The 12,598-nt window shown below is 41.4% G+C and carries 8 protein-coding genes; 3 read left to right on the plus strand and 5 right to left on the minus strand.

Annotated elements, in window-relative coordinates; genetic code table 11:
- The first annotated feature begins 220 nt into the window (after positions 1-220).
- From B7725_RS07845 to B7725_RS07855, 3 genes are read left to right on the plus strand one after another with little or no spacing between them, the layout of a single operon-like run.
- Positions 221-1,150, plus strand: a complete 930-nt coding sequence (locus B7725_RS07845; RefSeq protein ID WP_084875958.1) for an FAD:protein FMN transferase — start codon at positions 221-223, stop codon at positions 1,148-1,150.
- An 18-nt stretch (positions 1,151-1,168) separates the two neighbouring features.
- Positions 1,169-1,774: an NADPH-dependent FMN reductase gene (locus B7725_RS07850; protein ID WP_084875518.1), complete on the plus strand. Its 606-nt coding sequence runs from the start codon at positions 1,169-1,171 to the stop codon at positions 1,772-1,774.
- Positions 1,775-1,791: 17 nt separating this feature from the next.
- Positions 1,792-3,036, plus strand: a complete 1,245-nt coding sequence (locus B7725_RS07855) for an NAD(P)H-dependent oxidoreductase (protein ID WP_000673665.1) — start codon at positions 1,792-1,794, stop codon at positions 3,034-3,036.
- 81 nt (positions 3,037-3,117) lie between these two features.
- Here B7725_RS07855 and B7725_RS07860 read toward each other — a convergent pair whose 3' ends face one another.
- The 5 genes from B7725_RS07860 to B7725_RS07880 form a co-directional block, all read right to left on the minus strand.
- Positions 3,118-3,375 carry a DUF896 family protein gene (locus B7725_RS07860; RefSeq protein ID WP_000377481.1) on the minus strand — a complete coding sequence of 86 codons (258 nt, stop codon included), beginning with the start codon at positions 3,373-3,375 and terminating at the stop codon, positions 3,118-3,120.
- Positions 3,376-3,419: 44 nt separating this feature from the next.
- Positions 3,420-5,456 (minus strand): glycine--tRNA ligase subunit beta, encoded by a 2,037-nt coding sequence (gene glyS, locus B7725_RS07865; RefSeq protein WP_084875520.1) that lies wholly within the window; start codon positions 5,454-5,456, stop codon positions 3,420-3,422.
- Positions 5,457-5,667: 211 nt separating this feature from the next.
- A complete protein-coding gene (gene glyQ, locus B7725_RS07870) occupies positions 5,668-6,585 on the minus strand; it encodes a glycine--tRNA ligase subunit alpha (RefSeq protein ID WP_000038733.1) in 918 nt (305 codons plus the stop codon).
- 321 nt (positions 6,586-6,906) lie between these two features.
- Entirely contained in the window at positions 6,907-11,418 is a 4,512-nt protein-coding gene (locus B7725_RS07875; RefSeq protein ID WP_084875522.1) for a S8 family serine peptidase, read from the minus strand.
- 288 nt (positions 11,419-11,706) lie between these two features.
- Positions 11,707-12,549: an aldo/keto reductase gene (locus tag B7725_RS07880; RefSeq protein WP_084875524.1), complete on the minus strand. Its 843-nt coding sequence runs from the start codon at positions 12,547-12,549 to the stop codon at positions 11,707-11,709.
- Between the last annotated feature and the right edge of the window lie 49 nt (positions 12,550-12,598).

A 12,598-nucleotide genomic window follows, 5' to 3' on the forward strand; every position in this document is an offset into this window, starting at 1 on the left:
TTTTTTCAGAAAAAAATACACTTAATATTAACAGGCCTTATTTTTCTATCGTTTTCGTTCTAATTTTGAGCATATTTCTTGACTTTTTTGTCAAAATTCATTTGTGAAAACGCTGACTTTATGGTATGCTAGTTACATGGAAATAAAATGTAAGGGGTTTAATTTTTCTTTAACCAACTTATATTGAATGATTTCCTATGAAAAGAAAGGAGCTGGTAGCTTGTCTCTTCATTCACGTTCTGAACGGCTAATGGGAACAACTATCACGATTTCATTAGTAGATGAGCGGGCAGAAATCCTGCTTCAGGGCGCTTTTGACTTGCTCAAGGAGCTCGAATACCGTTTCAACGCCAATAGTCAAGAATCCGAACTGATGGAAATCAACTACCAGGCTGGAATCGCACCTGTTAAGGTTCATCCTGACCTATTTGAACTGATTGCTCTTGGACTAGAGCACAGCCTAGCTCCCTCTAGCCATCTAAATATCAGTATCGGTCCCTTGATTCAAACCTGGCGAATCGGATTTGCAGATGCACGACTTCCAGAGTTAAACGAAATCGAAGCTGTCTTGCCCCTAGTTGACCCGCATTTTATCAAGTTGGATCCGACTAGCTCTACTGTTTTTTTAGGGAAGAAAGGAATGAAGCTTGATCTAGGTTGCTTAGCCAAGGGCTATAGTGCAGATAAGGTTGCCCAGTATTTAAAAGCACACGGTGTCACCTCTGCCTTGATCAATCTCGGAGGAAATATCCTCACCATCGGGAATAACCAAGCTAAAGAAGGGAAAGCCTGGCAGATTGGGATTCAAGATCCGCAAAATCCTCGTGGCAATCATCTCCTAACCATTCCTGCGTCTAACAAATCCGTTGTCACTTCAGGTATCTATGAACGCCACCTGACAGTAGATGGAAAAGACTATCACCATATCTTTGATAGTGAGACAGGATTCCCTGTCGAAACAGACCTCGCTAGCCTAACGATTGTCTCTGATAAATCCGTTGATGGTGAGATATGGACAACACGCCTTTTCGGAGAACGAAGCGCTTCTATCCTCTGGCAAGTCGAAAGTATAGATGGGATTGAAGCCATCCTCATCGACAAAGAGGGACGCCTTGCATGTTCTTCAGGCCTTCAAAATTGTATTATGTAAAAAGAGAAAGGAAATCTCATGCTAAAACTTATTGCCATTGTTGGAACGAACTCTAAACGTTCTACAAACCGCCAACTGCTCCAATACATGCAAAAACACTTTGCTGATAAAGCTGAAATTGAACTCGTTGAAATCAAGGATATCCCTGTTTTCAACAAACCAGCAGATAAGCAACTTCCAGATGAAATTCTTGAAATTGCTGCTAAAATTGAAGCATCTGACGGTGTGATTATCGGTACTCCTGAGTACGACCACTCTATCCCTGCGGTTTTGATGAGCGCTCTTGCTTGGCTATCTTACGGTATCTACCCACTTTTGAACAAACCAATCATGATCACTGGTGCTTCTTACGGTACACTTGGTTCATCTCGTGCCCAATTGCAACTTCGTCAAATCTTGAATGCTCCTGAAATCAAGGCAAATGTTCTTCCAGATGAATTCTTGCTCTCACACTCTCTTCAAGCATTTAACCCAAGTGGCGACTTGGTTGACCTTGATGTCATCAAGAAATTGGATGCCATCTTTGATGACTTCCGTATCTTTGTGAAGATTACTGAAAAATTGCGCAATGCACAAGAATTGCTTCGCAAAGATGCCGAAGAATTTGACTGGGAAAATTTGTAAGATAGGAGACCGAAAGAATGAAATTTGTTGGACTTGTTGGATCAAACTACGATCAATCATATAACCGCAAACTCTTGGAATTTATCCGTCGAAATTTCAAATTCAAATTTGAATTAGAAGTTCTTGAAATCGACGAAGTTCCAATGTTTAACCAAGACGAAAAATGGGACGAAAGTTTCCAATTGCGCTTCTTGTATAACAAGATTACACGTGCTGATGGTGTCATTATCGCCACTCCTGAGCACAACCACACTATCTCAGCTTCACTCAAATCTGTACTTGAATGGCTTTCATACGAAGTTCATCCATTTGAAAACAAGCCTGTTATGATTGTAGGTGCATCATACTACGACCAAGGAACATCACGTGCCCAAGTTCACCTCCGTAAAATCCTTGATGCTCCAGGTGTCAATGCCTACACGCTTCCAGGTAACGAATTCCTTCTTGGTAAAGCTAAGGAAGCTTTTGATAACGACGGAAATATCACCAACGAAGGCACTGTTAAATTCCTTGAAACTTGCTTAGATAACTTTGTAAAATACGTAGGAGTCGTTTCGAAATTGAAAAAACCAAAACCAATCGAACCAGAAGACTTGGATTGTGGAAAACCAATCGCTACAACCATCACAGAAGTTGATCCTGACGATCCAGAATGGGTAGAAAAAGTTGCTGCAATCACTGGAGCTGTTTCTGGTGATACCTATGTCAAACTGGACCACGGTATCCTGACAGTTAACCAAATTGATATGTTCTTGAAAGCTATGCCATTTGAATTGACATACGCTGACGATAACAACCAATTCCTCTACTACAATAACGCTCACCAAGATCCAGACACCATGTTTGCCAAACGTGTACCACCTCAATCAGGTAACCGTATGTCGACTGTTCATGGATCTCTTCCACCAGCACGTATGAAGAATGTAGAGTGGGTTATCGGAACACTTCGTAACGGAAACCAAGAATACGTCCGTACAATCGTTCCAGGTTCTCCTGCAGGTGTCATCAACACCCACAACTACCAAGCGATGTACTATCCTGACGGATCATACGCTGGTATCAATGAAATTGTCTTTAACTTCCAACCATGGCTTGACTGGTACCTAAAAGAGACTGGTCAACGTTTGGTAGGTGGTAGCGGACCATTTGCTCCTGCCGCTGGAGGTCATGGAGACGCTGATGCTACTTCTGGCGCTTCTGATTCAGGTGACGCTGGAGGCCACGGTGGTGGCGCAGACGCTACTTCTGGCGCAAGTAACTAAGAAACACAAAAGGAGCCAAATGGCTCCTTTTTTATTGCAACAGAAAAGGGGATTGTAAATCATCTACAAACCCCTTTCATTTTATGAGTTAGGATCATCCAAACTACGACCATGTAAACCTTTTTCACGTTGCACTTGGCGTAGTTTTTCTGGCGTTACGTCATTTCCTTCCTCGTCCACAATTTTAATTCCTTCAATATGGTGACGAACAGCACGACGATATCCTTCAATGTATTCCTCACGAAGTTTAGCTTGTTCCACTTTTTCAGCAGAAGTTAAGCCTTCTGTTTTTTTCTTTTTAGCGAGCTCGTTGATACGAGCGATTTTTTTTGAATCCATGTTTATCTCCTTTGTAAAAAGATACAGTTTGTTTAATAGAGAGTCTACTTGGTATTGATTTGGTTAAAGCGTGCAAGCTTAGCTGCTTTCCTGGTCAATTGCGACAAGATGGCCAATCGATTTTGACGAATATCTTGATCATCGGTCATTACCATAGTATTCTCAAAGAAAGCATCAATAATTGGGCTAAGCGCAAAGAGTTGTTCTAATTGCTGACTTGCAGTCCCTGATAAAACGAGTGACTCTACTGCTTCCGCCAAGGCTTTCTCTTCTTCATTTTCAAAAAGAGCAGAATCAACTGTTTCAGATCCTTCAGCTTTCTCAGACAAGTTGAAAGCACGTGAGAGAGATTCGACAGATGATTTGAAGTTTTCTTCTTTGCTTGCTTCTACAAGAGCACTTACTGCTTCCAACATATCCGCCACGACAAAGTTCGAACTTGCAAGGACTGCCTCCTTAATGTCTTTCGGAGTAGAACCCATCATCTTATCAACACGAGCCTTGATAAAGTCCATGACCTCTGCTTTATTTCCATAAGTCAAGCTGTCAAATTTCAAAGTGTAAAGGCTATCAATCAACTCATCCATGGCAATGTGCCAACCAAAAGCATCCAAGATACGAACAACACCTTGAGTTGCACGACGAAGGGCATAAGGGTCATTAGAACCTGATGGAATCAAACCCACTGAGAAGAAACTCAAAATCGTATCCAATTTGTCTGCAATGGCTAGAATGGCTCCAATCTTGCTCTCTGGGAGAGCTCCGTCCGCTGATGTAGGCATGTAGTGTTCACGAATGGAAGCCGCAACTGCTGGAGTTTCCCCAGCAAGAAGGGCATATTTCTCACCCATAATTCCTTGGAGTTCATCAAACTCACCAACCATCCCTGTCAACAAGTCAAACTTATAAATGGATGCTGCGCGGGCAAGATCAATCGTTTCATCCACTGATAAACCAGCTTTTTCCGCCAAAAGGACGGCAATCTGACCTGTACGAATCATGTGTTCACGAAGGGAACCAATCTTTTCATGGAAGGTCACCTGGTTCAATTTTTCAACAAGGTCAGAAATCACCAATTTTTGGTCTTCACGCCAGAAGAATTCACCGTCTTCCAAACGGGCAACCAAGACTTTTTCATTACCCTTGATGACATTTCCCAAATACTCTGCGTTTCCATTACGAACAGAAATGAAGTTTGGCAAGAGTTTACCGTCTTGATCACGAACAACAAAGTAACGTTGGTGTTCCTTCATCGAAGTCACCAAAACTTCTTCTGGAACTTCAAGGTATTTGGCATCAAAACTTCCCATGAAGGCAGTTGGGTATTCAACCAAGTTCAAGACTTCGTTCAGCAAGTCAGCATCAATCTCGATACGTACACCATGTTTTGCCTCGATTTCTTTGATTTGGTCAACAATCATTTGCTCACGTTCACGAGGATCCGCGATTACAAACTGCTTACGAAGGTCTTCTTCGTAGCTCAATGCTGACTGAATCTTAGTTTCTTGTCCCAAGAAACGATGACCACGGCTCACACGACCGCCCTTGATATCAAGGAAATCCAGATCAAACTCCTGCTCGTCCAAGAGAACTGTCAAAGTGTGCACAGGGCGGATATATTCAAAAGTATTGTTAGCCCAGTGCATGCTGACAGGGAAAGTCAATGACTTCAAGACATCTACTACACCTGGAACAATGTTCTCAACTGGTTGGCCCACTTCTTCCTTGGTAACATAGACGTATTCTTCACCCTTGATTTCACGGAATTCAATATCCTCAACTGTCAAGCCTTTCCCACGGACAAATCCTTGAGCTGCTTTGGTGAAGTTTCCATCACCATCCAAGGCAATTTTCTTTGCTGGTCCCTTGAAATCTTCTGTCAAATCAGACTGTTTGTCTGCAAGACCAGTGACACGAACAGCCAAACGGCGTGGTGTTGAGAAGGTTTGAATGGCTTCAAAAGATAGGCGATTTTCTTTGAGAAAGGCTGCCATTTTTTCACCTAGTTGTTTTTCGCTTGGAGTTACTACGTAGGCTGGTAACTCTTCAAGACCGAGTTCTACTAATAAGTTTTTTGTCATGTTTTTTCTCCGAAAGGTATCTTTTTATTTTCCAGTTTGCCTTATGTGATTGGCACGCAAGCAACCAACTTCGTTGTTTCATTGCTAAAATTGGAGTCGAAAGTCTCCAATTTTGCCTAGTATCCTTAGCTTCACTAAGGATACCTTCATCACTGCGGCAACTGGATCAGGGCTCACTCCGTTCGCCCATTTTCGTAATTTGTCACTCTCTTTATTCTGCGTCTTCTGCTAAGAGTTTAGCTCGTGTCGCCTCATCCAAAAGTGGGTAGCCTAGGCGTTTGCGTTCCGCAACAAAGGTTTTAGCTACGACACGGGCCAAGTTACGGATACGAGCGATATAGCCCGCACGCTCGGTTACAGATACGGCACCACGCGCATCAAGCAGGTTAAAGGTATGTGAACATTTGAGAACATAGTCATAGGCAGGGTGAACCAAGCCTTCTTCCAAGGCACGACCAGCTTCCTTTTCAAACTTATCAAAGTTTTCAAGCAACATTTCTTGATCAGAAATTTCAAATGAATATTTTGAATGTTCGTACTCAGGCTGGATGAAGATTTCTCCGTATTTAACACCATCGGCCCACTCGATATCATAGACAGAATCAACTTCCTGAATATAAGAAGCCAAGCGTTCCAAACCATAGGTAACTTCCGCAGTCACAGGGCCAGTTGCCAATCCACCAACTTGTTGGAAATACGTGAACTGAGTGATTTCCATCCCATCAAGCCAAACTTCCCATCCAAGACCAGCTGAACCAGTTGATGGATTTTCCCAGTTGTCTTCAACGAAACGAATATCGTGTTCCAAAGGATTGATACCTAATTTTTCCAAAGACTCAAGGTAAAGTTCTTGGATGTTTGATGGAGAAGGCTTCATAACTACTTGGAATTGGTGGTGTTGGTAAAGACGGTTAGGATTTTCCCCGTAACGACCGTCAGCAGGACGACGTGATGGCTCTACATAAGCCGCATTCCATGGCTCAGGCCCGATAGCACGAAGGAAAGTGTACGGACTCATGGTTCCCGCACCTTTTTCATTGTCATAAGCCTGCATAAGCATACAACCTTGGTCATTCCAAAATTGTTGCAAAGTAAGGATGATTTCCTGGAAAGTCAATTTTTTAGACATTATTTACTCCTTTTTATAAATTCTTGTGACTTTGGATACAAAAAGAACCGTGTCTTTACTCCTAAGTCTGTGACCTAGGGGCGTCAGAAACGCGGTTCCACCCTAATTTATTACTTCATTGTTTTTTAAAATACGACAGAAAGCGCCAGTTTCTTACCTTGTCCTACTTGGCTCCCACTATCCCAAGCTCGCTTGAAGAACGCCATAAGACTTTCTTTCCTAGCTAGTATTATAGCAGATTTTCTAGTTAGTGTAAACCAAAAATGAGTCTGAAAACAAAGTTCCAGACTCATTTAATAGTAAAGCTTCAGAAACTCCTGTTTAAGGATGTCTTTTCGCTTTTGGTTTTTTGCCATGTAGATTTCTCTTGGCTTGTTTCAATGCTGTAATGGCATCTTTGACATCTTCTTGGCTCGCTCCTGGATCATTAAGGAGTTCCTGTGCCTCTTTAAAAGTTAGAAGATAAGCTGCTTTTTCTTTCTTGTCTGCATAGATAAATCTCGCATTCTTTTCTTGGAAAAGGCGTTCATCCTTGACCAGTTTCTTCAGACTAGAGAAGTCAGTAGCTTTGCCATTTAATTTGCTTTTAGCCGTCGCTAGGGCAATGAGAGATTGGTCAATTTGATCCTGTTTGACTTTAGGATCCACAGCTAGTAAGGCAATTTCTTGGAAGGCACGATCATAAGCTCGACGTACTTTTTCCTTGGCATTAGCATATCGTCCAGTTTTAGTCGTTGCATAGTAAGCTTTCATAGCTTCTTTCAAGGCTGTAACGTTCGAATCTTTTCCATCCAAAGCTTTACCAGCAGCCTCAAGACTAGCGAGAACGCCATCAATCAATTCTTGCTTTAATTTGCTTGACAAGGCTGACTGTGCCACTTGGAAAGCTCGGTCATAAGCTTTTCTCTTATCTGCACTACTATTAAAGTAACGAGACGTTTCTACCAGTTCTTTTTGTTGATTTACCGCAGCAATCAGGGCCAACTTAGACACAACAGATAGACGCAAAGCATTATTTCGACCTGGCTGAACGAGCAAGGAAACGAGATCTTCAAGGAGTTCATATCCAGTTGGCAAGGTGACTTGTACAGTATAACGACCTGTAGCAACTTTCTTACCAAAGGCGTATTGACCGTATTTTTCAGCAGGAAGAGTGATACTTGTCCCATCTTCTCCTTTCAGAACCACTGTAGTCGTCTTTGAAACGGCTTGATTGAAGGAAACAGATACTGGTGCATATTCTAGGAGATTTGCTAGGAAGGTAATGGTTTGGAAACTATTTTCTTCCGTCAAGTCAAACTCTTGGGACAAGGCACTGATAAATTTCAATTCTGTTCGATCATAACTGAAAATTTCTGCTGTATAATGACCAAATTGTAAGAAATGAATCGCTTTTGTCTTGTCAACATCGACATATTGCCCCTTGCTATTTTTGATTCGATAGACGTAGAGGGTATCAATATCTTGATTTGTTTTTGCATCCTTCAAGGCAATTTTCACTCGACCACTATTTTGATCGCGCACAAGTTCAGCAAGTGAGATATAGTCTACATTTCCTGCATAGTCCTCAACAAGATAGTAAATATTAGCCTTGTCAACATCCTTAGGAAGTGTATAACTACCGTCAGCATTGGCCTTAATCAGATGGGTGTTCTCAAGCGCACGGGTTCCAGACTGGTCTTTCTCAGATAGAACCATGGTCCCTTTCTGGTCAAATGGTGTGATATAGAAGACTTTTTCTGAAAGGATACCGCCTTGACCCACATCTTTTGGTTTTCGAGCTACGAATTCTTGATTTCCATCTTTAAAGCGAATATAACCACTTGTGATGACAGGTTTTTGAGTATCAATCTGAATTTTAAAGGTTGTGTGTTGTTCTTTAGCTCCTGGAACGTCTGGTGTGTAACTAATAACATAGTCATATAAACCATCTGCAACGGTATTGCCATCAAAATCCTGACCTCTCCAAGCAGTATTATCTAGAATATAACTCTTCAGATTTCTACTGTCACCATCAAAGTAATTCTTACGAAGATCCTTTGCATCACCCTCCCAAATAGGATGTTCATGCTTGGTATCCGTAGCCGCATAAACTGTAGCCCGAAGATTTACAAGATTTCTCAAAGCAACCGTTTTGTATTCAACCAGGTCTTTGTTTCCATCATCATTTGGAGAAATGGCAATACGGACATTCCCTTTTTCGTCCAACTGAAGAATATGCTTACCTTCAGCATTTTGTTCAATCCCCAGAACGGTAATTCGGCGTCCTTGGCGTTGACCTTTAGAAACTAGAAGGTCATTTTGCAAGGTGGCTAGATAGGTCGCATCATTAGAGTAGTTAACTGCAGGATTTTCCTTGTCTACTTCTGTGTAAAATCCATTTTTTCCTTCTCGAACAAGGTTGTAAATTGGTTTTTCGACAGCGGGGAGATTTTGGAATTCACCTCGGAAGCCCATAAATGCAAGACTCACAACATCCCCATCATCTGCTGGATCTACAAATCGAACAAACCCTTCAAGGAAATAGCCATTTGGCATTTGTTTGCTGAGTTCAGCAGCAAATTTTCGAGCATCCACTTTAACAGTGACTGTTTGACTGCTGTGGGCTTTGACCGTCACTTCAGGCCAGACTGTCTCCGTTAGTTTTCGAGGTCGAAGGGTGAATTTTCCATCTTGGACCTCGTCTGTATTGGTATTCACTACCATCTTGAGAGTACGGTCAGTATCTGAAATATTGTGTACAGTGACCTTGAAAGTAAATTGATCTCCAACATTTCCCAAAGTCACACTTGGATAACCATTTTCACCCGTTACATAGAGGTCTGTTGACACTGCAGCAGCTGTGTCCACAATACCAGAACCTTGCTGACGAGGAGAGGTATAAGTGCCTGTGTCCTTATTAACATGTGGTTTTGCAGTTGACATGATCAAGGCCTTGACAGTCTCTGATACTTGCTCAGGAGTCAATTCTGGATGGTGTTTTTGAAGGTATTCCTTAACCAGAACTGCAACACCCGTAACGTGAGGAGCCGCCATACTGGTTCCGCTGATACTACCGTAGGTATTGTCATTAAAGGATGAGTAGATATTGCCGCCAGGAGCTGTCACGTCTGGTTTCAATTGTCCATCGGTAGTCACTCCCCAACTTGAAAAGTCAGATAGCTGATTGGCTACATCAGAAGGACGATTATCCATCTTACCATTAAAAACAATCTTGTAGTTTCCTGATTTTAATGCTTCACCATACTGTTTAGAAATAAATACAGAAGGAATTTTCTTTGCTTCATCATCAATAGCCATATTGATGTTTGCACCTTCTACATTATTGTAGATCAAAGCACCAACTGCACCGTGTTTTCGTGCATTTTTGATCTTCTCTGAAAAGTTCATGGCTCCACGCTGAATGAGGGCAAGTTTCCCAGTTAAATCCAACTTCGCAAAATCTTCTTCACGACCTAACCCTGCTTCGACGTACTCATACTCTTTTCCTTTTTCAAAGTCCTTATCTGCTTCAGGTTGATTATAATCAAATTTTCCGTTATGAAGGCCGGCATTTCCCTCTAGACCTTTGACTTCAAAAACCGCTGTTGTCAATGTTTTGTTGTTGACAGAAGCAACTGAAATAGAATCCTCAACAGTGGATGGATTTCCAACCAAGCCATAGTCTGGGTTTTCGGCTAGTGGTTTTGAATAGCCATTTCCGAATGTATTGCTATTTCCTGCTGAGATAAGAACAGAAACTCCCTTGGCACGAGCCCGTTTGATGGCATCCACAATATCAGAACCAGCATCCACCATAGAACCTGTGCTAGATCCTAAACTCATATTAATAGCATCTGCTCCCAAGGCAACTGCGTCATCAATCGCCTTTACATAAAGGGCAGAACTGGTCGTTTTTTGGCGGTCTGAAAAGACACGCATAAACATAACTTGAGCTTCTGGCGCCACACCATAGACCTTTTCACCATTTGGTGCTTCTTTATCAGGGTTTCCAGCTGCAATCCCTGTTACGTGCATCCCATGAGAAGTTCTTTCTGCTTCTTTGATTTTATCTGTTCCGTCAAAGTAATCGTAGGCATAGACAACCTTATCATTATACCATTTACCGTAGTCGATTCCAGCAGCCTTTTTAGCTGCTTCGATGGCTTCCTTGTTTTTAAATTTTGCTTTTGACGGATCCGAAATTCGAAGAACCTCATGATTCAAATCAAGCCCAGAGTCAATAATGGCAACAACGGTCCCCGTCCCCTTGTAACCAGCCTTCCAAGTTTTTGGTACTGTGATGATATCATTGCTTGAAAGACTATTGGGTTTTGCAGACTCAGCTTTTTCTTGTTCTTTTTCAGTAGTTGCCGTTTCTCCAGTAGTTTTAGGAGCTGTCGTTGCTTGAGCCTCTTTGTTCTCTATGTTAGAAGCCTTCTCAGTAGCAGGCGCTGGACTGGTAGCTACTGTTGTTTCTTTTTGAACGACACCTTGATTTTCTTCATTTGCAACTGTGCTATCTTTTCCTGATTCTTGGGGTTCAGCAGTTTTATCAACCGAAGCTTCTACCTTAGCATCTTGTTTACTAGCATCCTCTTTAGAAGTTTCAGCTTCTTGTTTCTCTCCAACAACTGGAGCTATCCCATTAGTATTGGTTTGGTCAGTTGAAGAGTTTGAGTGTTTATCGTCTTTTAGCTCTGTCTTGATTGCCTGAGTTTGGGCTTGATTTTCACCTGTACTCTGCTCATTGGCATTAACTTGACTTGCTCCAAAAACCAAAGCAGTTCCCAATAAAACTGAAGCAAGACCAAATTTGTATTTCCGTAATGAAAAACGTTGTCGTCTATCCATAAATAATCTCCTTTTTCTTTAAAGTATACCTATTATAACGCAAATAATCAAAAATTTTCATAAAAATCTGAATTGTCACAAAAATGTAATATTTACGTATATATTTTTCTTATTTAATTTTATCATTCGTGTTATTTGCTCTATCAAACCAATATTTTCTAAATTTGTTCATTTATTTCAATTCATAAAATTATTTTATTATACAAATAATTTGGATTTTTATACACAAAAAGACTAGGATTTAAAATTCCTAGTCTTTGTTATTTCGGTATAAATCGATTTTAAAAATTAAAAATCCATCTCATCCACACGAGGTGCTCCAGAAGTCACTGAGATAGTCTTTAAGACTTCTCGCTCGTCTTTGCTGAGTTCAATTCCAAAACAGTCAAGATTGCTCTGGATGCGAGAGGCTGTCACTGACTTAGGTAGAGGTAAAAAACCTTCTGCCAAACTCCAAGCCAAGGCAATTTGAGCCACTGATTTCCCATGCTTAGCAGCAATTTCTTGGACTTCTTTCTGTTCAAACAACTCCCCTTGCCCAAAAGGCCCCCAAGCCTCTAGGAGAATTCCTTTCTCTCTACAGTAGTCAACCACTTCCTCTTGATAAACTCCTGGTGCCAAGCGTACCTGATTGACCGCCGGAATGACTCTTACTGTCTCAAGCAAAGCATCCAAATGATGGGGAAGGAAATTACTAACGCCGATAGCACGGATTTTGCCTTCTTGGTAAAGATCCTCCATCGCTCTCCAGACTTCAGCATTGCGAGTTTTCCATTCGTCATTTTCTCTTAAAGGTTTTGGATTTGGCCAATGGATAAGATACAAATCTAGATAATCCAATCCCAGTTTTTCCATTGATTCTTCAAATGCTTGGCGGGTTTCATCATAGCTGTGATTGGTATTCCAAAGTTTAGTCGTTACAAAGATTTCTTGGCGTGGAACACCGCTATCTCGAATAGCACGACCAACACTCTCCTCATTTTTATAGATAGCTGCAGTATCGATATGACGATAACCAGCCTTTAAAGCTTCTAAAACAGCTTGGTAGGCTACTTCTCCATTTTCAGCCTTCCATGTTCCAAATCCTAGAACAGGAATTGAAACTCCATTATTAAGGGTGTAAGATTTCATCGTTTTTCCTTTCTATGTGAAGAAAATCTAAAGAAACAAAATCCTGATT

This window comes from Streptococcus oralis subsp. tigurinus, from assembly GCF_002096275.1.
In the GTDB taxonomy this organism is placed as follows: domain Bacteria; phylum Bacillota; class Bacilli; order Lactobacillales; family Streptococcaceae; genus Streptococcus; species Streptococcus oralis_CN.